Annotated in this window: 22 protein-coding genes and 3 pseudogenes; 17 read left to right on the top strand and 8 right to left on the bottom strand. The window is 69.2% G+C overall.

Annotated elements, in window-relative coordinates:
- Positions 1-186 precede the first annotated feature (186 nt).
- Entirely contained in the window at positions 187-957 is a 771-nt protein-coding gene (locus tag Atro_RS09350; protein ID WP_497927356.1) for a phytanoyl-CoA dioxygenase family protein, read from the bottom strand.
- Between the two features lie 95 nt (positions 958-1,052).
- On the opposite strand from Atro_RS09350, the gene Atro_RS09345 reads away from it, so the two are divergent.
- The 3 genes from Atro_RS09345 (at position 1,053) to Atro_RS09335 (ending at position 4,013) form a co-directional block, all read left to right on the top strand.
- Positions 1,053-1,916: an alpha/beta hydrolase gene (locus tag Atro_RS09345; protein WP_497927355.1), complete on the top strand. Its 864-nt coding sequence runs from the start codon at positions 1,053-1,055 to the stop codon at positions 1,914-1,916.
- Positions 1,917-2,000: 84 nt separating this feature from the next.
- Positions 2,001-2,804, top strand: coding sequence for a DUF4892 domain-containing protein (locus tag Atro_RS09340; protein WP_497927354.1), 804 nt, complete (start codon positions 2,001-2,003; stop codon positions 2,802-2,804).
- 114 nt (positions 2,805-2,918) lie between these two features.
- Entirely contained in the window at positions 2,919-4,013 is a 1,095-nt protein-coding gene (locus tag Atro_RS09335; protein WP_497927353.1) for an AI-2E family transporter, read from the top strand.
- Positions 4,014-4,019: 6 nt separating this feature from the next.
- On the opposite strand, the gene Atro_RS09330 is transcribed toward Atro_RS09335, so the two are convergent.
- Positions 4,020-5,012 carry a patatin-like phospholipase family protein gene (locus Atro_RS09330; RefSeq protein ID WP_497927654.1) on the bottom strand — a complete coding sequence of 331 codons (993 nt, stop codon included), beginning with the start codon at positions 5,010-5,012 and terminating at the stop codon, positions 4,020-4,022.
- Between the two features lie 108 nt (positions 5,013-5,120).
- On the opposite strand from Atro_RS09330, the gene selD reads away from it, so the two are divergent.
- Both selD and mnmH read left to right on the top strand, forming a co-directional pair.
- Positions 5,121-6,158, top strand: coding sequence for a selenide, water dikinase SelD (selD, locus tag Atro_RS09325; RefSeq protein ID WP_497927352.1), 1,038 nt, complete (start codon positions 5,121-5,123; stop codon positions 6,156-6,158).
- Positions 6,158-7,270 carry a tRNA 2-selenouridine(34) synthase MnmH gene (mnmH, locus tag Atro_RS09320; protein WP_497927351.1) on the top strand — a complete coding sequence of 371 codons (1,113 nt, stop codon included), beginning with the start codon at positions 6,158-6,160 and terminating at the stop codon, positions 7,268-7,270. Before selD ends, mnmH begins: the two co-directional genes overlap by 1 nt.
- A 49-nt stretch (positions 7,271-7,319) precedes the next feature.
- Here mnmH and Atro_RS09315 read toward each other — a convergent pair.
- A pseudogene (locus Atro_RS09315) lies at positions 7,320-8,454 on the bottom strand (glycosyltransferase family 4 protein); the annotation flags it as partial.
- A 469-nt stretch (positions 8,455-8,923) separates the two neighbouring features.
- Between Atro_RS09315 and Atro_RS09310 the strand changes: the two are divergent.
- Complete coding sequence (locus tag Atro_RS09310) at positions 8,924-9,211, top strand: hypothetical protein (RefSeq protein WP_497927350.1); 288 nt, start codon at positions 8,924-8,926, stop codon at positions 9,209-9,211.
- Positions 9,212-9,277: 66 nt separating this feature from the next.
- Here the strand turns inward: Atro_RS09310 and cysZ are convergent, their stop codons facing one another.
- Entirely contained in the window at positions 9,278-10,027 is a 750-nt protein-coding gene (cysZ, locus tag Atro_RS09305; RefSeq protein ID WP_497927349.1) for a sulfate transporter CysZ, read from the bottom strand.
- Between the two features lie 593 nt (positions 10,028-10,620).
- On the opposite strand from cysZ, the gene Atro_RS09300 reads away from it, so the two are divergent.
- Positions 10,621-12,015: a cytochrome c peroxidase gene (locus Atro_RS09300; protein ID WP_497927348.1), complete on the top strand. Its 1,395-nt coding sequence runs from the start codon at positions 10,621-10,623 to the stop codon at positions 12,013-12,015.
- A 48-nt stretch (positions 12,016-12,063) separates the two neighbouring features.
- Here the strand turns inward: Atro_RS09300 and Atro_RS09295 are convergent, their stop codons facing one another.
- From Atro_RS09295 to folM, 4 genes are all read right to left on the bottom strand, one after another.
- Complete coding sequence (locus tag Atro_RS09295; protein WP_497927347.1) at positions 12,064-12,405, bottom strand: HopJ type III effector protein; 342 nt, start codon at positions 12,403-12,405, stop codon at positions 12,064-12,066.
- Positions 12,402-12,695 (bottom strand): DUF1244 domain-containing protein, encoded by a 294-nt coding sequence (locus tag Atro_RS09290; RefSeq protein WP_349615911.1) that lies wholly within the window; start codon positions 12,693-12,695, stop codon positions 12,402-12,404. Before Atro_RS09290 ends, Atro_RS09295 begins: the two co-directional genes overlap by 4 nt.
- A 121-nt stretch (positions 12,696-12,816) precedes the next feature.
- On the bottom strand, positions 12,817-13,194 hold the full coding sequence (folX, locus tag Atro_RS09285) for a dihydroneopterin triphosphate 2'-epimerase (protein WP_497927346.1): 378 nt from the start codon (positions 13,192-13,194) through the stop codon (positions 12,817-12,819).
- Between the two features lie 34 nt (positions 13,195-13,228).
- A complete protein-coding gene (folM, locus tag Atro_RS09280) occupies positions 13,229-13,954 on the bottom strand; it encodes a dihydromonapterin reductase (RefSeq protein ID WP_497927345.1) in 726 nt (241 codons plus the stop codon).
- A gap of 296 nt (positions 13,955-14,250) precedes the next feature.
- On the opposite strand from folM, the pseudogene mdcA reads away from it, so the two are divergent.
- From mdcA to Atro_RS09230, 10 genes and pseudogenes are all read left to right on the top strand, one after another.
- Positions 14,251-15,911, top strand: a pseudogene (gene mdcA / locus Atro_RS09275) (malonate decarboxylase subunit alpha).
- The gene (locus tag Atro_RS09270; RefSeq protein ID WP_497927344.1) at positions 15,911-16,789 is read left to right on the top strand and encodes a triphosphoribosyl-dephospho-CoA synthase; all 879 of its coding nucleotides are present in this window, start codon (positions 15,911-15,913) and stop codon (positions 16,787-16,789) included. The pseudogene mdcA and the gene Atro_RS09270 overlap by 1 nt, the downstream one beginning before the upstream one ends.
- 2 nt (positions 16,790-16,791) lie before the next feature.
- A pseudogene (locus Atro_RS09265) lies at positions 16,792-17,090 on the top strand (malonate decarboxylase subunit delta).
- Positions 17,083-17,934, top strand: coding sequence for a biotin-independent malonate decarboxylase subunit beta (locus Atro_RS09260; protein ID WP_497927343.1), 852 nt, complete (start codon positions 17,083-17,085; stop codon positions 17,932-17,934). The pseudogene Atro_RS09265 and the gene Atro_RS09260 overlap by 8 nt, the downstream one beginning before the upstream one ends.
- Complete coding sequence (gene mdcE / locus Atro_RS09255) at positions 17,931-18,737, top strand: biotin-independent malonate decarboxylase subunit gamma (protein ID WP_497927342.1); 807 nt, start codon at positions 17,931-17,933, stop codon at positions 18,735-18,737. The genes Atro_RS09260 and mdcE overlap by 4 nt, the downstream gene beginning before the upstream one ends.
- Positions 18,738-18,769: 32 nt before the next feature.
- A complete protein-coding gene (locus tag Atro_RS09250; RefSeq protein ID WP_497927653.1) occupies positions 18,770-19,411 on the top strand; it encodes a malonate decarboxylase holo-ACP synthase in 642 nt (213 codons plus the stop codon).
- Positions 19,408-20,343 (top strand): malonate decarboxylase subunit epsilon, encoded by a 936-nt coding sequence (gene mdcH / locus Atro_RS09245; RefSeq protein ID WP_497927341.1) that lies wholly within the window; start codon positions 19,408-19,410, stop codon positions 20,341-20,343. Before Atro_RS09250 ends, mdcH begins: the two co-directional genes overlap by 4 nt.
- 52 nt (positions 20,344-20,395) lie before the next feature.
- A complete protein-coding gene (gene madL / locus Atro_RS09240; protein WP_497927340.1) occupies positions 20,396-20,818 on the top strand; it encodes a malonate transporter subunit MadL in 423 nt (140 codons plus the stop codon).
- Positions 20,819-20,826: 8 nt separating this feature from the next.
- Positions 20,827-21,591, top strand: a complete 765-nt coding sequence (madM, locus tag Atro_RS09235) for a malonate transporter subunit MadM (protein WP_497927652.1) — start codon at positions 20,827-20,829, stop codon at positions 21,589-21,591.
- 616 nt (positions 21,592-22,207) lie between these two features.
- On the top strand, positions 22,208-23,611 hold the full coding sequence (locus tag Atro_RS09230) for a sodium:proton antiporter (RefSeq protein WP_497927339.1): 1,404 nt from the start codon (positions 22,208-22,210) through the stop codon (positions 23,609-23,611).
- Positions 23,612-23,651 lie beyond the last annotated feature (40 nt).

Below are 23,651 nucleotides of genomic sequence, written 5' to 3'. Positions count from 1 at the left end.
CCGTGAAGCACCCCGCGGCCAGTCGCCTGTGGACGGACGGGGAGGGCGAGTCGCGGCGAGGTGGTTGGATGAAAACTGTACGAATCGCTTGCAGGCCAGCCCCTGCGCGGCTGCCAGCCGGGCATCCCGACGTTATCCACAGTTGCGCCCACAGTCTTTGTGGGTAAAAGAGCGGTGGTGGCGCCCTCAGTCGTATTCCGCCGGTGCGTGGTCGCCCAGCAGGCGCCGCTGGCGCGCCGTGCAGGCGGCCAGCACTGCCGGATTGAAGCGCCAGTGCAGATAGGGCGAGAACTTCTGTGCCACCATCCGCCTGCCGTAGTGCACCTGCAGCAGGTAGCGCGTCCGGTCCGGCGTGCGGTTGCGGCTGCCGGCGTGCCAGAGCTCGCTGCGAAAGAACAGCACGTCGCCGGCCCGGCACAGCACCGGCTCGGGCGCGCGTCCCTGCCAGTGCCGCTCGTCCGGACGGGGCGGGCGGCCGGCGCGGTGGCTGCCGGGGATCACCAGGGTCGGGCAGAGGTCCGCGTCGATCGCGTCGAGGTAGAGGTGCGCCGTGCAGATCTGCATGGGCAGGCGGAACGCCGGGTCGGCGAGCAGGGCCGGCGGCAGCTCCATGACCAGGTAGTCCAGGTGCAGGTCGGCGCCGATGAAGCCCGGATGGCAACGCCAGGCGGTCTGGCCGATCACATGGCAGTCGGCGCCGAGCGCGGCCTCGGCCAGCTCGATCAGCCCCGGCAGGTCGAGGTAGGGCAGCCACAGCGGCGAGCGGTTGAACACGCACTTGTAGTGGTCGACCAGCCCGGTGTAGTCCCAGTGTTCGGGCCGGAGGCGGTCGATGGCGTCGCGCAGCACGGCGATCTGCCCGGCATCCAGCCCGCCGGGCAGCAGCGCGAAGCCGTCCTCGTGCAGCGCCTGCAGGCGCCGGGCGGTCAGCTCGGGGGAAACGGCCTCGTCGCTCATTCTGTGCCTCCGCGTCGTCGCGTAAGTCTAGAACCGCCGGTGCCGACGCCGTATCCGTTATGCTGCGGCTCTCGCCCCTGTCGCCCGGATCTTCCATGACCCTGCACTGCGAAGAGGTTCGCCTCAATCTGCCGCATATCGAGCTGGCCGCCCACCTCTACGGACCGGAGGACGGCCGGCCGATGCTGGCCCTGCACGGCTGGCTGGACAATGCCATGAGCTTCTCCCGCCTGGCGCCGCGCCTTGCGGGGCTGCGCATCGTCGCCCTGGACTTCGCCGGCCACGGCCATTCCGCCCACCGTCCGGCCGGCCTGGGTTACAGCCACTGGGAGCATGCCTTCGATGTGCTGCAGGTCGCCGAGCAGCTCGGCTGGCAGCGTTTCTCCCTGCTCGGCCACTCGATGGGCGCCATCGTCGCCGTGCTGCTGGCCGGCGCGCTGCCGGAGCGCATCGAGCGGCTGGCGCTGATCGATGGCGGCATGCCGATCACCCGGGAAGCCGCCGAGGCCCCGCTGCAGCTCGGCGATGCCCTGCGCGGGCACCTGGCCCTGACCGGCAAGCGCAAACCGGTCTACGAGAGCATCGAGCGGGCGGTGCAGGCGCGTCTGCACGGGGTCGCCGCGCTGAGCCGCGAGGCCGCCGAACGGCTCGCCGAGCGCGGCCTGATGCCGGTGCCCGGCGGCTACACCTGGCGGGCCGACAGCCGCCTGCGGTTGCCTTACGCGCTGCGCCTGGACCCGGCCCAGGCCGAGGCCTTCGTCCGCGCGGTACGCTGTCCGGTCAGCCTGGTGCTGGCCCGCCGGGGACTGCTGGCCGGGCGCCCGCCGGTGGCGGCGCTGCTGGAGGAGCTATCCTTCGAGGTGCACGAGCTGCCCGGCGGACACCACCTGCACCTGGATGACGAGGCCGGTGCCCAGGCCGTGGCGGAGCTTTTCCAGGCTTTCTTCCGTGCGTCCTGACCGGTCGTCCCGGGAAAGGGCGCCGGGCGGTCGCTTCAGCCAAGCCTCGGCCGCTTGCCTCGGGCCGGACCTGCGAGGAGCCGGATGCGTCTGACCACCTTCTGCTGCCTGGCGCTGGCCGGCAGCTCTTTGCTGGCCGCCGACCTGCCGGGCAGTCGCGATCTCGAGGGGCTGCCGCGTTTTCCCCACGCCGAGATCGTCGAGTTCCGCCAGGGCGCTGCGGAGCGCCGTTATCCTATGGGCGACATCCAGCGGATCAGCGGGCGCCTGCGCTACGAGCAGGAGGTATCGGCCGAGGGCGCGCTGACCGCGGCGACCTACCTGCTGCCCGTCGGACACGCCGCCGGCGAGGCCTTCGCCCAGGCCCGCGGGGCCTTGCTGGGGCAGGACGCGGAGTTGCTCTACTGGTGCGAGGGGCGCGACTGCGGCTCCAGCAGCCTGTGGGCCAATGCGGTGTTCGGCAACGCCCGCCTGTACGGCCCGGACGAGCGCCAGGCCTACGCGCTGCTGCGCCTGGCCGCGCCGCGCCGCGACAGCCTGCTGGCGCTGTACGCCATCACCCGCGGCAACCGCCGCGACTACCTGCATGTCGAACAGCTCGACGCCGCCGGCGCGCTCGGCGAGCTGCTGCCGACCCCGGCCACCCTGTTGCGCCAGCTGCGCACCGACGGCCAGTTGCTGCTGCCCGGCCTGAACGGCGAGCCCGGCGCGGCCTGGATCGAGCTGCTGGCGCGCAGCCTGATGCTCGACAGCACCCTGCGGGTCGCCCTGGCCGGGGCGCAGGCGCCGGCCTGGCGCGATGCGCTGGTCGAGCGCGGCGTGCGCGCCGCGCGGCTGGAGCTGGACGAGGCGTCCGTCGCCGGGCTGCGCCTGAGCCGTCTGCCGTGAGCCGGGCCAGCCCGCCGCCGGCGCTTGCCCGTCGCTCCTCCTGCAATCCGCGGCCGGCAGAATGTCCCTATAGTCCTGTTTTCCGCTGTCCTTCCCAAGGAGCCGCGAATCCGAATGTTCAGTAACGATCGTCTGTGGGTCCTGCTGTTGCTGGTGGCGTTGCTCGGCGCCTGTCTGTGGATGCTGCTGCCGTTCGCCTCGGCGCTGTTCTGGGCGGCCGTGCTGTCCTTCGCCAGCTGGCCGCTGATGCGCCTGCTGACCGCCCGGCTGAACGGACGGGAGTCGGTGGCGGCCGGCCTGCTGACCGCCGGCTGGGTGGTCCTGGTGGCGGTGCCGCTGCTGCTGCTCGGCTTCAACCTGGTCGACTACATCCGCGAGCTCACCGGGCTGGTCAACACCCTGCGTCTCGAGGGGCTGCCGCCGCCGCCGGAGTGGCTGGCCGGGATACCGCTGCTCGGCGACGAGCTGGTCGACCTCTGGCGTGCCGTCGATCAGCAGGGGCTGGCGCTGTTCGCCACGCTCAAGCCCTACCTCGGCCAGGTCGGCAACTGGCTGCTGGCGCGCAGCGCCAGGCTCGGCGGCGGTCTCCTGGAACTGGTGCTGAGCCTGGTGCTGGTGTTCTTCTTCTACCGCGACGGGCCGCGTCTGGAGCGCTTCGTGCAGAGCCTGCTGGAGCGGCTGATCGGCGAGCGCGCCGAGCATTACCTGGCGCTGGTCGCCGCCACCGTGCAGCGGGTGGTCAACGGGGTGATCGGCACCGCCGCGGCCCAGGGGGTGCTGGCGCTGATCGGCTTCTGGATCGCCGGGGTGCCCGGGGCGCTGCTGCTCGGCCTGCTCACCTTCGCCCTCAGCCTGATTCCCATGGGCCCGCCGCTGGCCTGGATACCGGCCACCGCCTGGCTGGTCTGGCAGGGCGACTACGGCTACGCGATCTTCCTCGGCATCTGGGGCATGTTCGTGATCAGCGGCGTGGACAACGTGCTCAAGCCCTACCTGATCAGCCGCGGCGGCAACCTGCCGCTGGTGGTGGTGCTGCTCGGCGTGTTCGGCGGCATCTACGCCTTCGGCTTCATGGGCCTGTTCCTCGGCCCGACCCTGCTGGCGGTGGCCTACAGCCTGCTCTGCGACTGGGTGAGCGAGCCCCGGTCGGCCGACGAGGCGCCGGCGCATCAGACTGTGCAGGAGGAGCGGAGGGAGGAGCGGGCGTAGCGGCCTCTAGGCCTCGTGGTCGCGCTCGTAGGCCTCCAGGCTGTCCCGGGCGATCTCCCGGCCGAGCTGGATCATCTCCGGCGCCCGGTGGAACTCGAAGAAGCGGCATACCTGCTTGGGCACGTTGATCAGGATGTCCGGCGGGTAGCCGGCGATCTTGTACTGGGTCAGCGCGGTCTGCATGACCTCGAAGCTCTGGTTGACCAGATCGAGCAGCGTCGCCGGCCCCATGGAGTCCACCACCCGGGCGCCACTGGCCGACTTCGGCGGGCTTTCCGTATCCGGGCCGGGCGGCTCGCCCAGCTCGCCGCGCAGGTCGGGCACCGGCAGCGGCGCGCTTTCCCCCTCGCGGCGGCGGAACGGCAGGCGCGAGCCGAGCGAGTCGAGCATGGCGTCGACCCGCCCCTTGAGCGCCGTCTGCCGCTCGTTCACCGGCAGACGGTACTGCTTGTGGCTGTTGGAGCCGAGGTCGACCGCGACGATCAGGTCGCAGTGGCTGGACACCACCGGGACGATCGGCAGCGGGTTGAGCAGGCCGCCGTCGACCAGCATGTGCTGGCCCTTGATCACCGGGGTGAACAGGCTGGGGATCGCCGCCGAGGCACGCATCGCCTGGTGCAGGCAGCCCTCCTGGAACCACACCTCCTGATGGATGGTGAGGTCGGTGGCCACCGCGGTGAAGGGGATCGGCAGGTCCTCGATGTTCACCTCGCCGACGATCTCGCGGATGCGCGCGAAGACCTTGTCGCCGCGGATCACCCCCATGCTGAAGGTGACGTCGAGCAGGCGCAGCAGACCCAGGTAATCCAGGCTTTCGATCCACTCGCGGTACTCCGGCAGCTTGCCGGCGGCATGGATGCCGCCGATCACCGCGCCCATGGAGCAGCCGGCGATGCAGCCGATCTCGTAGCCGCGGGCCTCGAGTTCCTCGATCACGCCGATGTGCGCATAGCCGCGCGCGCCGCCCGAGCCCAGTACCAATGCCACCCGCTTGCCCATGTCGTCCCCCGTACCGCTTTCCTGAACCATACGCCGGGCACGGCGCGGCGCCAAGGTACGCTTTTGGTACAATTGGCCGCCTGTTCAGTTCCCCTCCGAGGACGCCCCGTGAGCGAGCCCATTCGTCTGACCCAGTACAGCCACGGCGCCGGCTGTGGCTGCAAGATTTCCCCCAAGGTGCTGGAGGTGATCCTCGCCGGCAGCGGCGCGCAGAACCTCGATCCGAAACTCTGGGTCGGCAACGCCTCGCGCGACGACGCCGCGGTGTACGCCGTCGACGAGGAGCGCGGGGTGGTGTCCACCACCGACTTCTTCATGCCGATCGTCGACGACCCCTTCGACTTCGGCCGCATCGCCGCGACCAACGCGATCAGCGATATCTACGCCATGGGCGGCGACCCGCTGCTGGCCATCGCCATCCTCGGCTGGCCGATCAACACGCTGCCGCCGGAAGTGGCCCGCGAGGTGGTCGCCGGCGGCCGGTCGGTCTGCGACGAGGCGGGCATCCCGCTGGCCGGCGGGCACTCCATCGACACGCCGGAGCCGATCTTCGGCCTGGCGGTGACCGGCATGGTGGAAAAGCGCTTCCTCAAGCGCAACGACACCGCCACCGCCGGTTGCTGCCTGTACCTGACCAAGCCGCTGGGCATCGGCATCCTCACCACCGCGGAGAAGAAGGCCAAGCTGCGCGCCCAGGATATCGGCCTGGCGCGCGACTGGATGTGCACCCTGAACAAGCCCGGCAGCCGTTTCGGCCGCCTCGAGGGGGTCAAGGCGATGACCGACGTCACCGGCTTCGGTCTGCTCGGCCACCTGGTCGAGATGGCCGACGGCAGCGGCTTGTCGGCGCGCGTCGAGTTCGCCGCGGTGCCGCGTTTCGCCGGTCTGGAGTACTACCTGGAGCAGGGCTGCGTGCCCGGCGGTACATTGCGCAACTTCGACAGCTTCGGTGCGCGCATCGCGCCGCTGCCGGAGCTGTGCAAGCTGGTGCTCTGCGACCCGCAGACCAGCGGCGGCCTGCTGGTCGCGGTGAGTCCCGAGGGTGAGGCGGAATTCCTCGCCACGGCCGCCGAGCTGGGCCTCTCGCTGGCGCCGATCGGCGAGCTGGTCGAGCGACAGAGTCTGGCGGTCGAGGTGCTCTTCTGATGCGTGCCGACACCGCCGACTACCGTCAGCTGTTCCTTGAGGGCGTCCCGATGATGGACACCCGCGCCCCAGTGGAATTCACCTGCGGCGCCTTTCCCGGCGTGCTCAACCTGCCGCTGATGACCGACAGCGAGCGGCAGAAGGTCGGTACCTGCTACAAGCAGCACGGCCAGCAGGCGGCCATCGAGCTCGGCCACCGGCTGGTGTCCGGCAAGACCAAGGAACAGCGCATCCAGGCCTGGGCGGACTTCGCCCGCGCCCATCCCGAAGGCTACCTGTACTGCTTCCGCGGCGGCCTGCGCTCGCAGATCGTCCAGCAGTGGTTGAAGACCGAGGCCGGCATCGACTACCCGCGGGTGATCGGCGGCTACAAGGCGATGCGCAACTTTCTCCTCGATACCACCCGGCAGGCCACCGAGCAGTGCGAGTTCCTGCTGGTCGGCGGCCTCACCGGCACCGGCAAGACCGAGGTGATCGCCGCCCTCGGCAACAGCCTGGACCTCGAAGGCCACGCCAATCACCGCGGCTCCAGCTTCGGCAAGCGCGCCACGCCGCAGCCGGCGCAGATCGACTTCGAGAACCGCCTGGCCGTCGACATCCTGAGAAAGCGCGCGGCCGGTATCGGCCAGTTCGTGCTGGAGGACGAGAGCCGCCTGGTCGGCAGCTGCTCGCTGCCGCTGGAGCTGCACCAGGGCATGCAGCAGTACCCGCTGGTCTGGCTGGAGGACAGCTTCGAGGGGCGCGTCGAGCGCATCCTGCGCGACTACGTGATCGACCTCTGCGCCGAGTTCGTCGCCGTCGAGGGGCCGGAGGCCGGTTTCGCCGCTTTCGCCGCGCGTCTCACCCAGAGCCTGGCGAACATCGTCAAACGGCTCGGCGGCGAACGCTACCAGCGTCTGGCGGCGATCATGGCCGAGGCGCTCGCCGAGCAGCAGGCCGGGCGCGGCGTCGCGCGGCACCGCGAGTGGATCGTCGGGCTGCTGCGCGAATATTACGACCCGATGTACGCCTACCAGCGCGAGAGCAAGGCCGGGCGCATCGTCTTCTCCGGCGACCAGGCGGCGGTGCTGGCCTATCTGCGCGCGCGCGCGGCCGAGGCCGCCGGCGGCTGAGGCCCGCTCAGCCGACGCTGGGGCGGCCGGCGACGAGTTCGGAAGGATGCTGTAGGGCGCGGCGCAGGTAATCCTCGAACTGCCCGACGATCGCCTCCCAGCCCTGGTGGCTGGCGTGCTGGCGGGCGTTCAGGCGCACCCGGCGCAGGCTCTCCTCGTCTTCCAGCAGCCAGCTCGCCGCTTCGACGAAGTCTTGCTCGTCGCCCGGCTCGGCGAGCGCGCCGTTGTGGCCGTGGCGGATGTGCTGGGCGGCGGCGGCCTGGTCGTAGGCGACCACGCCGAGCCCGGAGGCCAGCGCCTCCAGCACCACGTTGCCGAAGGTTTCCGACAGGCTGGGAAACAGGAACAGGTCGCCCGAGGCGTAATGGGTGGCCAGTTCCTCGCCCAGCCGCATGCCGCAGAAGTGGGCCTCCGGCCATTGCAGCTGGAGGCTGGCGCGCAGCGGGCCGTCGCCGACCACCACCAGCTTCAGCCGGCGCTGCGGATGGGCCGCCTGCAACTGGCGGAAGCTGCTGCCGAGCAGGCCGAGGTTCTTCTCCGGCGCCAGCCGTCCGACGTGCAGCACGACCAGGTCGTCGTCGCCCGCCCCCCAGCTGGCGCGCAGGCTGGCGGAGCGCCGGGCGGGATGGAACAGGCGGCTGTCGACGCCGCGCGAGAGCAGCTCCAGGCGCTCGAAGCCGCGGCGGATCAGTTCCATGCGCTGGCTGGCGCTGGGCACCAGGGTCAGCCGCGAGTGGTTGTGGAACCAGCGCAGGTAGCGGGTCAGCAGGCGGGCCAGCAGGCCGAAGCCGTAATGGCTGCTGTATTGCTGGAAGTTGGTATGGAAGCCGCTGACCGCCGGAATGCCCAGGCGTCTGGCGCAGCGCAGGGCGGACAGGCCCAGCGGGCCTTCGGTGGCGATGTAGACCACGTCCGGGCGCTCGCGCTTCCAGCGGTGCAGCAGCTTGCCGGTGGCCGACTGGCCCCACTGCAGCCCCGGGTAGCCGGGCAGCGGCCAGCCGCGGGTCAGCAACAGTTGCTCGTCGCTGCGCCGGCCGCGGTCGGCGCTCTGCGGGGGCGGACCAGTTGCAGACGGTGGCCGCGTTCGCGCAGTCCGGCGCACAGCCGGCCGAGGGTGTTGGCGACGCCATTGACCTCGGGGGGAAGGTCTCGCTGATCAGGGCGATATGCAGGACGGTAGTCATGTCGTCAGTCTCGGACGATGATGTGTCAGACCGATGACGGAGGCTTGACGTTCCGGTGACGGGCAGGGGCTCCCCGTACCGCTCGTCCGTCAGTCTGGCGGCAGAGAAGGACGGGGCGACTGCCAATGACGCTTCGTCCGGGGTTACACTGGAGGGCCGACTTCAGCGGGGGCTGTCGACGTTCCGAAGCAGGCCGCGACGGGCGCCTTCCGGCGCAGAGCAGGGAGCGCGGAGAGAAGCCTGGTCATTCGTGACGAGCAGGGAGGGGCAGGCGGACAGCGTCCCAGCGGGGGGCGCGACAACGCGGCGCAGGCCAGAACGTCGACAGATCCCTGAAACTCCCAAGTCTCCGATCCTGCAAAGGCACGCGCCCTCCATGCCCATTTCCGTTGCTCCGTTTCGCCGTCCGGCCGCCACTCGAACCGCCACGCCGGTTCGCCATTCCGAAAGCCATGCTCCTCGCACGAATGTGTTCGAAATCATTCGCTGGGCGAGGGACGAAGGCATCGCCCTGACGGCGAACGGCGACCGTCTGGCGGCGGACGACATCGCGTCTCCCGCTCTGCTCGCCGCGCTGCGGGCGCACCAGGCCCTGATCGTCGAACTCCTGAATGCTGCCGAGGAGCACCCCCGGCGCAAGGTCTGGCCCGTGGCGGTGTCCGGCTACCGGTTTTTCCTGATCGGCCCCTCCATGAGCCGCACCCAGGTCCAGGCGCTGGTACGCTGGCGCTGGGGCGATGCCGGGATCGTCGCTTGAGCGCACCGGCCGGGGGCGTCCCCCGGCCGGCGATTCGCACCGGTCCGCGGCAGCGTCATGGCGCCGTCAGCGCGACGCATGGGCCGGCAGACCGCCCTCGCGCACCCAGAGCAGCGTGGCGCCGGCCACCGCGGCGGGCATGATCAGCAGGTTCAGGCCCGGCACCAGCAGCGCGGCGTAGGTGATGCCGCCGAAGCTCAGGCTCTGCCAGCGGCGCCGGCGCAGCCAGGCGAGCATCTCGTCCCAGGACAGCTTGTTGTTGTCGGCCGGATAGTCGATGTACTGCACGGCCATCATCCACACGCCGAACAGCAGCCAGAGCGGCGGGGCGAGCAGGTTGAGCACCGGGATGAAGGAAAGCACCAGCAGGAACAGCGTGCGCGGCAGCAGATAGCTCAGCTTGCGCCACTCGCGGGCGAAGGTGCGCGGCGCCATGTCGAACAGCTCGCGCCAGTGGAAGGGCGGGAAATGGTCCTCGCCGCGCACCACCACCTCCACCTTTTCCGCCAGGAAGCCGTTGAAGGGCGCGGCGATGGTGGTCGCCAGCAGGGTGAAGGTGAAGAACACCATCAGCACCACCAGACCGACGAACAGCGGCCACAGCAGGTAGTCGAGGAAGGCCAGCCACTGCGGCAGGCTGGGCATGAGGTAGTCGATCCAGTGTTCGAACTGGCGTACCGCCAGGCCGATCAGGCCGGCGAAGAGCAGCAGGTTGACCGCCAGCGGCAGCAGGACGAACAGGCGCAGGCCGGGACTCAGGACCAGTTTCAGGCCTTCGCCCAGATAGTGCGGGCCAGACAGGACGGACGGGGGCATGGGGGACTCCGGAGGCAAATTCGCGCCGACCTTACCGGCTTTGCCGGGGCAGGAAAAGCGCTGCCGGAGTCCGATAGAGTTCGCCTATCGGCTGGATTGATTTTGAAAATTTCCGCGAACCCGATTCCACAGGTAACTTGCCTTCATCGAATTTGAGAACGAATCGACGCTTGTTGGGGCCTCCATCTCCCTGAAGTCTTCCCCTTGACTTGGTGGCCCCCTTTTATTCCTCCCTTTCAGGCCTGGCGGCGGGTTGTCGCAGCGCATAACGCCCGGGCCGTTTTATTTCCCACCCGCTGCACGCCCGCGATGCGGCGCGTCGCAGCGGCGGCACTACGGCCTTTCCCTCCCAGGCTTGCCTGCCTCACGAGTTTTCCCTGCGTAGCTGCCTCGATAGTATGAAAATTACTTTTTTGTACAGAAAGATAGCCTCCGTCTATGGATGGCATTGGCTTTAAGCATTTCCTTTGCCAGGGGTGGAGACGTTAAGGTTCCGTTCATCCGATTTGTGATTCAGTCGACAACCGAAGCCCCGCGCTTCGGCCACCACGCTGTCGGCTGCCCCTTTACCCACCCCTTGCAAAGGATGACCCGTGAAAAAGCTCCCCCTTGTCGTCGGTGCCTGCGTCGCCGGCTACCTGGCCACCGTCTTCATCGTCGACCGCTTCGACGCGCGCCTCAGCCAGCAGCGGCTGGCCGGTGCCGAGCTGAAGGGTGCGGACCCGCTGACGACCCAGGCTTTCGACGTGTTCAACAGCAACGGCTGCCAGTACTGCCACACCCGGAGCAGCGAACTGCCGTTCTATGCCGACCTGCCGGTCGCCAAGCAGCTGATGGAAAAGGACATCGCCCTGGCCCAGCGGCAGTTCAACATCGAGGCGCTGCTGGCCAACGTGCAGCAGGGCCAGCCGGTGTCGGAAGTGGATCTGGCCAAGATCGAGTCGGTGATGCAGGACAACGCCATGCCGCCGAACCTCTACCTGAGCATGCACTGGCGTTCCCGGCTGTCCGACGCGGAGAAGGGCGTGCTGCTCGACTGGGTGAAGGCCGAGCGCCTGAAGCGGCAGCCGGCCGGCGTGGTCGCCGACGCCTACAAGTACGAGGCGGTGCAGCCGATCACCACCCGTTTCCCGGTGAATCCGGCCAAGGTCGCGTTGGGCGACAAGCTTTACCACGACACCCGGCTGTCCGGCGACGACAGCCTCTCCTGCGCCAGTTGCCACGCCCTGGACAAGGGTGGGGTCGACCGCCTGGACGTATCCGTCGGGGTCGGCGGCTCGAAGGGCCCGATCAACGCGCCGACGGTGTTCAACTCCGCCTTCAACCTGCACCAGTTCTGGGACGGCCGCGCCGCCGACCTGCAGGCGCAGGCCGGCGGCCCGCCGCTGAACCCGCTGGAGATGGCCTCGACCTCCTGGCAGCAGATCGTCGGCAAGCTGGCTCAGGACGCGCCGCTGAGCGCCGAGTTCGCCGCCCTCTACCCGGACGGCATCACCGCGAAGAACATCACCGACGCCATCGCCGAGTTCGAGAAGACCCTGGTCACGCCGAACAGCCGCTTCGACCTGTTCCTCAAGGGCCAGCACGACGCGCTGAGCCGCGTGGAGCAGGAAGGCTATGCGCTGTTCAAGGAAGCCAAGTGCGCGACCTGCCACGTGGGCGAGGCGATGGGCGGCCAGTCCTTCGAGTTGATGGGGGTGAAGAAGGATTACTTCGCCGACCGCGGCAACCTCAGCGAGGTGGACCGCGGGCGCTACAACGTGACCAAGGACCCGCACGACATGCACCGCTTCAAGGTGCCGACCCTGCGCAACGTCGCGCTGACCGCGCCCTATTTCCACGACGCCAGCGCCCGGACCCTGGAAGAGGCGGTCGACAAGATGGCGGAGTACCAGGTCGGCGTGAAGCTGTCCAAGGACGAGGTCGGCAAGATCGTCGCCTTCCTCAACACCCTCAACGGCGAATACCAGGGCAAGACCCTGCAGTGAACCGGCGGTTTCCGGGGGCGTTCGCCCCCGGTTCCCGTCCGGCCCGGCTCAGCCCTTGCGGCCGAGCGGCTGGCTCTCGAAGCGCACGCCGGCCAGCCCGCTGCGCATGAGCGCGCGGATGTTGTCGTGGTCGCTGCCGGCCGGATCGGCCAGCACGGCGCGGTAGTGCTCGCCGAAGGCCAGCAGGGCTTCCTCGTCGCTCAGGCCCTCGAGCAGCGCCAGGCCCAGGGTCTTGCAGGAGCCTTCGTTCTGCCCGGCGGCGTTCTCCACAGGGCCGTTGGCGAAGGCGCTCGGCCGGTAGTCGTAGTGCCCGGCGACGAAGGCCAGGGTGTCGGCGAAAGCGTGCTCCCCGCTGCGCAGGCGGGCACGGAAGTCGTTCAGGTCGGTCATTGCTTGCTGCTCTTCTCGAAGGCCGCCAACTGCTCGGGGCTGGCCTCTTTCTGGTATTTGCTCTTCCACTCGTCGTACGGCATGCCGTAGATCTCCTCGCGCGCCTGTTCGACGCTGAGGTCGATGGACAGGTCGTCGGCGGCGGCCTTCAGCCATTTCCACATGCAGTTGCGGCAGAAGCCGGCGAGGTTCATCAGGTCGATGTTCTGCACGTCCGGCCGGCTGCGCAGATGCTGGACCAGGCGGCGGAAGGCGGCGGCTTCGAGTTCGATGCGTTGTTCTTCGGTCATCGTGGTTCCCCGGCTGACGGTCGTCGGTAGAGGTAGAAAGTAGACGGCCGGCGCGGCGGCCGCCGGGCGCGATCATAGCGCGCTGCCGGCGGCCCTCACCAGCGCGTCCGGGCGGGCCCGCTCAGGCCTCGCGGTGGGCGGCGAGCGTGATCGACACCGACTCGGCGAAGCGCAGGGCGTGGGGCTTGTCCACCTCCACCTCGGCGTAGCGCACGCTCGAGTAGCCCATCACCAGGTCGAGGATCTCCTGGGTCAGGCGCTCGAGCAGGGCGAAGCGGTTCTCTTCCACATGGCGGATGATCGCCTTGGTCAGGGTCCGGTAGTTCAGCGCCTGGTCGATGACGTTGTCGCGCACCGCGTCCACGGCGGGGTAGAGCACGGTGAGATTGATCAGCACGTCCTGCTTGTTGAGGATTTCCTCCTCCTTGATGCCGATGTAGGTGCGCAGACGCAGGTCCTTGACCCGGATCCGCGCCATGCCTGGCTCCAGTCGCGGCATAGCCTTGCTCCATCCTGTCGCTGGGAAGTGGCACTCACTTGAGGTGACGGCCGCCATTGACCGTCAGCGTGGTGCCGGTGACGTAGGGATTGTCCAACAGATAGCGCAGGCCGAGGTAGACCGCTTCGGCGCCCGGCTCGATGCCGAGGGCGGACTTGGCCAGGGTGCGGGTGCGGTACTCGGCATTGTCTTCCGGCTTGAAGAGGATCAGCGCCGGGGCGATGCCGTTGACCTTGACGCGCGGCGCCAGGCGCGCGGCGAAGGACAGGGTAAGGTTGTCCAGGCCGGCCTTGCTGGCGCTGTAGGCGATGTGCGCGGCGCTGCCCTTGCGCGTCACGTCGTCGCCGATGTGCACGATGTCCGCCGGGTTCGAGCGCTCCAGCAGCTCGGTGCAGTGCAGGTTGATCAGGTAGGGCGCCAGCATGTGCACGCTGAACAGGCGCTGGAAGGTCTGCGCCTCCGCGCCGGGCGTTTCGCCGGGTGCTGCTTCGCTCAGCCATTCCGAGGCGTTGTGGACGATGGCGCGCAGGCGGTCGGTATGCGCCTTGAGCCGCTCGATGAAGGCGAGAATGCCGGCTTCGTCGGCGAAGTCCGCGTGCAGGGTCGGCACGCCGCGTTCGCGCAGCCGGTCGAGGCCCGGCCGCTCGCTGCGGAAGGTCGCGATCACCGGCTGGCCCGCGTCGAGCAGCCGTTCGGCGCAGTACAGGCCGATGCGCTGGCTGGCGCCGGTGATCAGGATGGGGGCCGGGGACGCACTCATGAGGGGACTCGTACAGCCGGGGGGCGGGTCCAGCGGCGCAGCATCCGGGTACCTGACCAGTAGTAAGGGACGCCGCGCCACCGAACCTGTCGAGGAACTTATAGCAGTGTCCCACTTTGTACAACCGTACCCGCCCCATAGACCAGACCAAGGTATGACGGCGCCATGCACGGCTTGCCAGCGGGAAATTCTGGTTAATCGTTAACTTCAAAGTAATGAACGACCGGCCAGCTTGATTGAACGCTCCCGGCGGCGCCCTACCGTGAGGCCTCGACAGCGGAACCCGTGGAGCAAGCATGACAACAACAATTTCCCCCCGCCGCAGTGGTCGCGCCGGCGCAGCGAGAAGCTGCGGCGGCTCGAGCAGGTGCGAGGTCTCGCCGAGGGCGTGGTCCTGCCGAGCGACAAAATCGTCGCCGCCCTGGAAGCGCTGATCGCCCCCGGCGATCGCGTGGTGCTGGAAGGCAACAACCAGAAGCAGGCCGACTTCCTCTCCCGCTCGCTGGCCAAGGCCGATCCCGGCCGGCTGCACGATCTGCACATGATCATGCCGAGCGTCAGCCGTGCCGAGCACCTCGACCTCTTCGAGCGCGGCATCGCCCGTCGGCTGGACTTCTCCTTCGCCGGCCCGCAGAGCCTGCGCATCGGCCAACTGATGGAGGACGGCCTGCTCGAAGTCGGCGCCATCCACACCTACATCGAGCTGTACTCGCGCCTGGTGGTGGACCTGATCCCCAACGTCGCGCTGGTCGCCGGCTTCATGGCCGACCGCGAGGGCAACATCTACAGCGGCCCGAGCACCGAGGACACCCCGGCGCTGGTCGAGCCGACCGCCTTCGCCGATGGCATCGTCATCGTCCAGGTCAACGAGATCGTCGACGACCCGCGCGACCTGCCGCGCGTGGACATCCCGGCCTCCTGGGTCGACTTCGTAGTGGTGGCCGACAAGCCGTTCTACATCGAGCCGCTGTTCACCCGCGACCCGCGCCACATCAAGCCGGTGCACGTGCTGATGGCGATGATGGCGATCCGCGGCATCTACGAGAAGCACAAGGTCCAGTCGCTCAACCACGGCATCGGCTTCAACACCGCGGCCATCGAGCTGATCCTGCCGACCTACGGCGAGCGCCTCGGGCTCAAGGGCAAGATCTGCCGCAACTGGACCCTCAACCCGCACCCGACGCTGATCCCGGCGATCGAGACCGGCTGGGTCCAGAGCGTGCACTGCTTCGGCACCGAGCTGGGCATGGAGAACTACGTGGCGGCGCGCCCGGACGTGTTCTTCACCGGCCGCGACGGCTCCTTGCGCTCCAACCGCATGCTCTGCCAGCTGGCCGGCCAGTACGCGGTGGATCTGTTCATCGGCGCGACCTTGCAGGTGGATGGCGATGGCCATTCCTCCACGGTGACGCGCGGCCGCCTGGCCGGCTTCGGCGGCGCGCCGAACATGGGACACGACCCGCGCGGCCGTCGTCACGCCACCCCGGCATGGCTGGACATGACCACGCCTGAGACCCTGCTCGAGCGCGGCAAGAAGCTGGTGGTGCAGATGGTCGAGACCTACCAGGAAGGCGGCAAACCCACCTTCGTCGAGCAGCTCGACGCGGTCGAGGTGGCGAAGAAGGTCGGCATGCCGCTGGCGCCGGTGATGATCTACGGCGACGACGTCACCCACCTGCTCACCGAGGAGGGGATCGCCTACCTGTACAAGGCGCGCTCGCTGGAGGAACGCCGGGCGATGATCGCCGCGGTGGCCGGCGTCACCAGCATCGGCCTGCGCCACGACCCGAAGGACACCGAGCGCATGCGCCGCGAGGGGCTGATCGCCCTGCCGGAGGATCTCGGCATCCGCCGCACCGAGGCGAGCCGCGAGCTGCTCGCCGCCAAGAGCATCGCCGAGCTGGTCGACTGGTCCGGCGGCCTCTACAACCCGCCCGCCAAGTTCAGGAGCTGGTGATGAGCGCATTCATTGCAGCAAGAGCGCGCCCGAGCCTGGCCGAGCGGCTCGCCGACCTCGCCGTCGAGGCGCTGATCGACGAGGCCGACCTGTCGCCCAAGCCGGCGCTGGTCGACCGCCGCGGCAGCGGCGCGCACCGCGACCTCGACCTGAAACTGATGCACGCCTCGGCGCACGCGCTGTGGCCGGCCTTCCACGCCATGGCCGACGCCGGGCAGTCCATTGCCGAACTCGGCCAGCCGCTGCGCGAGGCCATCGGCCGGCTCGGCCGCGAGGGTGAGGCGCAGATGCTGGCGGTCACCGGCGGGGTCAACACCCATCGCGGGGCGATCTGGGCACTCGGCCTGTTGGTCACCGCCGCCGCGCTCGAACCCTCGCAGGCCGCGCCGCAGCAGGTGAGCCTGCGCGCCGCGCGGCTGGCCCGGCTGGAGGACCGGCAGATACCGGCGCAGGCGCCCAGCCATGGCGAGCGCGTGCGCCAGCGCTACGGCGTGCGCGGTGCGCGGGAAGAGGCCCGGTGTGGCTTCCCCGGCGCGCTGCAGCACGGCCTACCGCAGCTCCGGCGCAGCCGCGCAGCCGGTTTCGACGAGAACCACGCGCAGCTGGATGCGCTGCTGGCGATCATGGCGCAGCTCGAAGATACCTGCGTGCTGCACCGGGCCGGCCTGGAAGGGCTGGCCAGCATGCAGCACGGCGCCCGCGCGGTGCTGGACGCCGGCGGCAGCGCCACGCTGGCCGGTCGCCGCTGCCTCAAGGCGCTGGAGCACGACCTGCTGGCCCTCGACGCCTCGCCCGGCGGCGCCGCCGACCTGCTCGCCGCCACCTTATTCCTCGACCGCCTGGAGCCGATGCTCGGGGCGCCGCTTGGGAGCCTGTGACTATGGAAACCCTGTCCTTCGAATTTCCAGCCGGCCAGCCGGCCCGCCAGCGCGCCCAGGTGGGCTGCGTCGGTTCCGGCGACCTGGAGGTGCTGCTCGAGCCCGGCCCGGCCGGTCGCCTGAACATCCAGGTGGTCACCTCGGTGAACGGCAGCGCCGAGCGCTGGCGCCACCTGTTCGAGCGCATGTTCGCCGGCGGCAACCCGCCGGCCCTGAACGTCGACATCCACGATTTCGGCGCCACCCCGGTGTGGTGCGCCTGCGTCTGGAACAGGCGCTGGAGGAGCTGAGCCATGACTGACCCGAACGCACTGCTGCACAGCCGCAGCTTCGTCGAACTGGGCGCCCGCCAGCGCGCTGCCGCGCTGCTCGATCAGGGCAGCCTGCGCGAGCTGCTCGACCCCTTCGCCCGGCTCAAGTCGCCCTGGCTGGAGGCCCAGGGCATCGTCGCCCAGGCCGACGACGGCGTGGTGGTGGCCAAGGGCAGCCTCGGCGGCCGCCCGGCGGTGCTCGCCGCCATCGAGGGCGGCTTCCAGGGCGGCAGCCTCGGCGAGGTGGGCGGCGCGAAGATCGCCGGCGCCCTGGAGCTGGCCGCCGAGGACAACCGCAACGGCATCCCGACCTGTGCCGTGCTGCTGCTGGAGACCGGCGGCGTGCGCCTGCAGGAGGCCAATCTCGGTCTTGCGGCGATTGCCGAGGTGCAGGCCGCCATCGTCGAGCTGCGCCAGTACCAGCCGGTGATCGGCGTGGTCGCAGGTCCCGTGGGCTGCTTCGGCGGCATGTCCATCGCCGCCGCGCTGTGCAGCCATCTGCTGGTGACCCGCGAGGCGCGCCTGGGCCTCAACGGCCCGCAGGTGATCGAGCAGGAGGCCGGCATCGAGGAGTACGACTCGCGCGACCGTCCGTTCATCTGGAGCCTGACCGGCGGCGAACAGCGCTTCGCCTGCGGGCTGGTCGATGCCTACGTCGCCGACGACGCGCAGGCCATCCGCGCGCGGCTGCTGGGCATTCTCGACCGGCCCGGCGACGCCCTGCCGCGCAGCCGTCAGTATCCGCGTTTCCTCGACCTGCTGGAGCGCGTGGACACCCGCCCGCAAGCTGACGCCGCCGCCGTGCGCGCCCTCTACCAAGGAGATCAGGCATGAGCAACGCCCTTTCGCAACGCGGCCTGAACTGGCTGCGCGCCCTGACCGCCGACGCCGCCGGGCAGCCGGGCTACCCGGCCTCGCTGAAGGTGGTCGACGCCCCGCTGGCCGGCCGCCCGGCCCGCTATATCGCCGTGGTGCCGGATGCCGACAACCGCTTTCCGCGCGCCCGCAGCGGCGAGGTCGGCCTGCTCGAAGGCTGGAGCCTGGGTCGCGCGCTGGACGAGGTGATCGCCGCCGACCGTGACGCGCCGGTCAAGCGCGCGGTGGTCGCCGTGGTCGACGTGCCCAGCCAGGCCTACGGCCGCCGCGAGGAAGCCTACGGCATCCACCAGGCGCTGGCCGGCGCGGTGGACGGCTATGCCCGGGCCCGTCTGGCCGGGCATCCGGTGATCGCCCTGCTGGTCGGCAAGGCCATGTCCGGCGCCTTCCTCGCCCACGGCTACCAGGCCAACCGCATCGTCGCCCTGCGCGATCCGGGGGTGATGGTCCACGCCATGGGCAAGGAGTCCGCGGCGCGGGTCACCCTGCGCACGGTGGACGAACTGGAGGCCTTCGCCGCCCAGGTGCCGCCGATGGCCTACGACCTGGACAGCTACGCCTCCCTCGGTCTGCTCTGGGAAAGCCTGTCGGTGGAGTGCATCGAGCAACCGGGCGCGGAGGATCTGGCGCGCGTGCGGGCCTGCCTGGAACAGGCCGAGGCCGACATCCGCGCCACCGGCAGCGATCTGCGCGGTCGTCTCGGCGCAACCAACCGCGCCGCCTCGCGCCGGGTACGCGAGCTGTTGCGGGCACAGTGGTAGGCCGCGGGGTGGCTGTCATGGGCGAAACGACGATGCACCGCGGGACGGACGGATTGCCCCGGCCCCACGACCTGCTCTGGGGCGCGAGCGCCGACTGGCTGGAGGCCGGTGCGCCGGCCTGGGCCCGCGCGGTGCTCGCCGCCGGCCTGCCGGTGGTGGTGCGTCGCGCGCCGGCGCGCGACGGCTGGATCGCCGTGGGGGTGCGCGGGCACGGGCGCGAGCGGCGCCACGCCACCTGGATGCCGCAGGCGGCGGTCCGCCGCTGCGTGCCGCCGGAGCAGCTGATCGGCGGCGGGGAACGGGAGGGCCTCTGCGCGCCGCTGCGCGCCCTGGCCCTGCTGCAGCCGCAACTGGATGCGCTGTGCCGCCAGCGCGATCTGGCCTGGGGGGTGACCGGCGGCGCCGGTTACCAGCTGGCCACCGGCGTGACGGTGCTGCATGAGGACAGCGATCTCGACCTGCTGCTGCGCGTGCCGCGGCCGCTGCAGCGCCGGCAGGCGCAGGCCCTCGTGGAGCGGCTGGAGCGGTTGCCGTGCCGGGTCGACCTGCAACTGGAAACCCCGGCCGGCGCCATCGCCCTGCGCGACTGGGCGAGCCCTGCGGCGCGGGTGCTGCTCAAGGCCGGCAATGGCGCGCGGCTGGTCGGCGATCCCTGGCGGGAGGTGGCGGCATGAGCAGTCTGTTCGCCTTTTCCGGGCAGGGCGCCCAGCAGCCGGGCATGCTCCACCAGTTGCCGGACGAGCCCCTGGTGCGGGCCTGCCTGGAGGAGGCCGGCGACGCGCTGGGTGAGGACGTCTTGGCGCTGGACAGCGCCGAGGCCCTGGCCTCGACCCGCGCCGTGCAGCTCTGCCTGCTGCTCGCCGGAGTCGCCAGCGCCCGGCTGCTGTTGGCGCGCGGCGCGCGGCCGGACTACGTCGCCGGGCTGTCGATCGGTGCCTATCCGGCGGCAGTGATTGGCGGCGCGCTGGAGCTGGCCGATGCCGCGCGTCTGGTGGCCCTGCGCGGCGAGCTGATGGAGCGGGCCTGGCCGGGCGGCTACGGCATGACCGCCATCATGGGATTGGGCATCGCCGAGCTGGAGCCCTTGCTGGCGCGGGTCAACGGCCCGGACAGCCCGGTGTTCCTGGCCAACATCAACGCCGACAACCAGTTGGTGATCGCCGGCAGCGAGGCGGCGATGGCCGCGGTCGGCGAGCTGGCCCGGCGCAGCGGCGCCGGCGCGGCGCGGCGCCTGGCGGTTAGCGTGCCCTCGCACTGCGCGCTGCTGGCCGAGCCGGCGGCACAACTGGCCGAGGCCTTCGCCGGGGTGACGCTGCGCCGCCCGGCACTGCGCTACCTGAGCGGCAGCTCGGCGCGCCTGGTGCTCGACCCCGAGGCGCTGCGCGACGACCTGACCTTCAACATGTGCCGGGTGGTCGACTGGCGGGGTACCCTGCGCAATGCCTACGAGCGTGGGGTGCGCCTGCACGTCGAATTGTCGCCGGGCACGGTGCTCAGCGGCCTGGCGCGGCGGGTGATCCGCCAGGGCGCCGTGGTCGCCTTCCAGGGCGCCCGCCTCGACACGCTGGACGCGCTGCTGCGCGAGGAGGGTTGCCTCGACCGCTGACCGCCACTGCCTGCACGACAAGAACAATATTTTTCCAGACAGGACAATAACAATGATCATCTACGGTGTTGCTTTGCTCTCCATCTGCACCCTGGCCGGCCTGTTCATCGGCGACCTGCTCGGCGTGCTCCTCGGCGTTCCCTCCAATGTCGGCGGTGTCGGCATCGCCATGATTCTGCTGATCTTCGGTGGCGGCTATCTGAGCAAGCGCGGCCTGCTCGCCGGCAAGACCGAGCAGGGCATCGAGTTCTGGAGCGCCATCTACATCCCCATCGTGGTCGCCATGGCCGCCCAGCAGAACGTGGTCGGCGCGCTGAGCAGCGGCCCTATGGCGATCCTCGCCGGTCTGCTGGCGGTCGGCCTGAGCTTCGCCATGGTGCCGGTGCTGGACAAGCTCGGTCGCCCGGACACCGCCGAAAAAAAGCCGCATGAGTCGGGCACTGCCGCCCAAGCCACCGCCAGCGTGCAGAGGTAAGCGCCATGATCACTGAAACCTTGACCAAGGTACTCACCAGTTACGGTCTGATCAGCGGCTTCGCGGTGATCGGCGCGACCATGTGGATCTCCTACTGGATGTCCGCGAAATTCACCCGGGGGCGTCTGCACGGCTCGGCCATCGCCATCCTCCTCGGCCTGCTGCTGTCCTACTTCGGCGGGCTCTATACCGGCGGCCAGAAGGGCCTGGTGGACATCCCGCTGCTGTCCGGCATCGGCATCCTCGGCGGCGCCATGCTGCGCGACTTCGCGATCATCGCCACCGCCTTCGGCGTCAACCCGGAGGAGCTCAAGCGGGCCGGGGTCAGCGGAGTGATCTCGCTGGCGTTCGGCATCTTCGTCTCGTTCATCGCCGGGGTGAGCGTGGCGCTGGTGTTCGGTTACACCGATGCGGTCAGCCTGACCACCATCGGCGCCGGCGCGGTGACCTACATCGTCGGCCCGGTGACCGGCGCGGCGCTGGGCGCCAGTTCGGAAGTGATGGCCCTGTCGATCGCCGCCGGCCTGATCAAGGCCATGGCGGTGATGGTGGTCACGCCCTTCGTCGCGCCGCTGATCGGGCTGAACAACCCGCGCTCGGCGGTGATCTTCGGCGGGCTGATGGGCACCTCCAGCGGCGTGGCCGCCGGGCTGGCCGCGACCGATCCGAAGCTGGTGCCCTACGGCTGCCTGACCGCGGCCTTTTACACCGCCCTCGGCTGTCTGCTCGGCCCGTCGCTGCTGTACTTCATGATGCGCGGCCTGTTCGGCTGAGCGCCCGTTTCGCCCGTTACCGTCGAAACTTTCGGCCGCCGCGAGGCGGCCATTTTTTGGGTTTCAAAAGGGTTCGAACGAAATTCGTTCGAACCAGTTAGTGGGTATATGAAAAAGTCGGAGCGGCAATAACGGAAAACTAAACCCGTAGATACCGAGTGGATATTTACGCCTGTTTCGTTCCAGCCATTTTTTTATACGGTCTTAATTGGCGACGGCACTTTTCATACAAGACCGGCGTTGAACTTCGCTGCTATTCGATACGCCGTATAGCGGGGGCGGCAGAGATTTCCAAGTATGGCCGCAGTTGCCGGTTCTGCAGGGCCGTTGCCGAGTGGCTGCCATGCTGCGGGCCAGGAACCACGGCCATTGGCGCGGCTTCGCAGGCTTGCCTGCCGCCGGCGAGCGGCAATGGCCGAGCAGGCGGATGGCTGTCGTGGAGCGGATCATCGATAAACGAATTTTCGCCGCGAATGGCACTTTCCATATTGATCTGGCGCAAATCCTGCTTTTACGAAGAAGACCCGCTCCGATTATTGGGTTGTCGCTTCGAGTCCATGCGCGGCCCGCAAAGTGTCGGACATCCGTAATCAATTTCTTTCTGGAGAATCGGTTGATGAAGTCGATCCTGAGCCGGTTTTTATATGTACTGCTTCTGTCGCCCGGACTCGTGTTTGCGGCGGAAGTCGATGGCGCCAGCCTGAGTCTGGCCTGGAGCATTCCTTTCGTCGGCGTTCTGCTGTCGATTGCCCTGTTTCCCCTGTTCGCGGCCTCTGTCTGGCACCACCACTTCGGCAAGATCACCGCGCTCTGGACGCTGCTGTTCCTGATTCCGTTCGCCTTCATCTTCGGCCTGCACGATACCGTCGCGGTGATCGTCCATGCGCTGTTCGCCGAGTATCTGCCGTTCATCATCCTGCTGTTCTCGCTCTACACGATTTCCGGCGGGATTCTGGTCTGGGGCAACCTGCACGGCTCGCCACGGCTGAACACCGCGTTGCTGGCCATCGGCGTGGCGCTGGCCTCGCTGATGGGCACCACGGGGGCGGCGATGCTGATGATCCGCCCGCTGCTGCGCGCCAATGACAACCGCAAGCACCGCGTGCACGTGGTGGTGTTCTTCATCTTTCTGGTGGCCAACATCGGCGGCGGGCTGACCCCGCTGGGCGATCCGCCGCTGTTCCTCGGCTTCCTCAAGGGCGTCGGCTTCTTCTGGACGGTCGAGCACATGCTGCTGCCGGTGTTGCTGTCGACGCTGGCGCTGCTGACCGTCTTCTATTTCGTCGACCGCTATTTCTACGCCCGGGAGGACGAGCTGCTGCCGAGCGATCCGTCGCCGGACTCGCCGCTCAAGCTCCATGGCACGGTCAACTTCCTGCTGCTCGGCGGGGTGGTCGGCGCCGTGCTGCTGTCGGGCGTCTGGAAGCCGGGCGTCGCCTTCACGGTGATGGGCACGCCGATCGAGCTGCAGAACCTGGTGCGCGATCTGCTGATGCTGGGCCTGGCCCTGGCGTCCCTGAAGATCACGCCGAAGCAGGTGCGCGCCGGCAACGACTTCGACTGGGGACCGATCCTGGAGGTCGCCAAGCTGTTCGCCGGGATCTTCCTGACCATCGTGCCGGTGCTCGCCATCCTGCGTGCCGGCAGCGAGGGCAGCATGGCCGGGCTGGTGGCGGCGGTGACCCATCCCGACGGCTCGCCGATCGACGCCATGTACTTCTGGATGTCCGGCATGCTGTCGGGCTTCCTCGACAACGCGCCGACCTACCTGGTGTTCTTCAACCTGGCCTCCGGCGACGCGCAGGTGATGATGAACGAGCTGCCGAAGACCCTGCTGGCGGTGTCCATGGGCTCGGTGTTCATGGGCGCATTGAGCTACATCGGCAATGCGCCGAACTTCATGGTCAAGGCCATCGCCGACCAGCGCGGCGTGCCGATGCCGAGCTTCTTCGGCTACATGGGCTGGTCGTGCGCCATCCTGCTGCCGTGGTTCGTGCTGCTGACGCTGTTCTTCTTCTGACCGCCGCCCAGGCGCTCGACAGGCTCCGCTCCGTGCGGCG

The organism is Azotobacter tropicalis (assembly GCF_059739045.1).
Note: the sequence above shows the minus strand (reverse complement) of the source record. Positions and strands in the feature narration are given on the sequence as shown.

Excerpts from the sequence above, each read along its gene's own strand:
- Atro_RS09350 (WP_497927356.1), bottom strand. The coding sequence starts at position 957 with ATGAGCGACGAGGCCGTTTCCCCCGAGCTGACCGCCCGGCGCCTGCAG.
- Atro_RS09345 (WP_497927355.1), top strand. The coding sequence starts at position 1,053 with ATGACCCTGCACTGCGAAGAGGTTCGCCTCAATCTGCCGCATATCGAG.
- Atro_RS09340 (WP_497927354.1), top strand. The coding sequence starts at position 2,001 with ATGCGTCTGACCACCTTCTGCTGCCTGGCGCTGGCCGGCAGCTCTTTG.
- Atro_RS09335 (WP_497927353.1), top strand. The coding sequence starts at position 2,919 with ATGTTCAGTAACGATCGTCTGTGGGTCCTGCTGTTGCTGGTGGCGTTG.
- Atro_RS09330 (WP_497927654.1), bottom strand. The coding sequence starts at position 5,012 with ATGGGCAAGCGGGTGGCATTGGTACTGGGCTCGGGCGGCGCGCGCGGC.
- mnmH (WP_497927351.1), top strand. The coding sequence starts at position 6,158 with ATGCGTGCCGACACCGCCGACTACCGTCAGCTGTTCCTTGAGGGCGTC.
- cysZ (WP_497927349.1), bottom strand. The coding sequence starts at position 10,027 with ATGCCCCCGTCCGTCCTGTCTGGCCCGCACTATCTGGGCGAAGGCCTG.
- Atro_RS09295 (WP_497927347.1), bottom strand. The coding sequence starts at position 12,405 with ATGACCGACCTGAACGACTTCCGTGCCCGCCTGCGCAGCGGGGAGCAC.
- Atro_RS09290 (WP_349615911.1), bottom strand. The coding sequence starts at position 12,695 with ATGACCGAAGAACAACGCATCGAACTCGAAGCCGCCGCCTTCCGCCGC.
- folX (WP_497927346.1), bottom strand. The coding sequence starts at position 13,194 with ATGCCGCGACTGGAGCCAGGCATGGCGCGGATCCGGGTCAAGGACCTG.
- folM (WP_497927345.1), bottom strand. The coding sequence starts at position 13,954 with ATGAGTGCGTCCCCGGCCCCCATCCTGATCACCGGCGCCAGCCAGCGC.
- Atro_RS09270 (WP_497927344.1), top strand. The coding sequence starts at position 15,911 with ATGAGCGCATTCATTGCAGCAAGAGCGCGCCCGAGCCTGGCCGAGCGG.
- Atro_RS09260 (WP_497927343.1), top strand. The coding sequence starts at position 17,083 with ATGACTGACCCGAACGCACTGCTGCACAGCCGCAGCTTCGTCGAACTG.
- mdcE (WP_497927342.1), top strand. The coding sequence starts at position 17,931 with ATGAGCAACGCCCTTTCGCAACGCGGCCTGAACTGGCTGCGCGCCCTG.
- Atro_RS09250 (WP_497927653.1), top strand. The coding sequence starts at position 18,770 with ATGCACCGCGGGACGGACGGATTGCCCCGGCCCCACGACCTGCTCTGG.
- mdcH (WP_497927341.1), top strand. The coding sequence starts at position 19,408 with ATGAGCAGTCTGTTCGCCTTTTCCGGGCAGGGCGCCCAGCAGCCGGGC.
- madL (WP_497927340.1), top strand. The coding sequence starts at position 20,396 with ATGATCATCTACGGTGTTGCTTTGCTCTCCATCTGCACCCTGGCCGGC.
- Atro_RS09230 (WP_497927339.1), top strand. The coding sequence starts at position 22,208 with ATGAAGTCGATCCTGAGCCGGTTTTTATATGTACTGCTTCTGTCGCCC.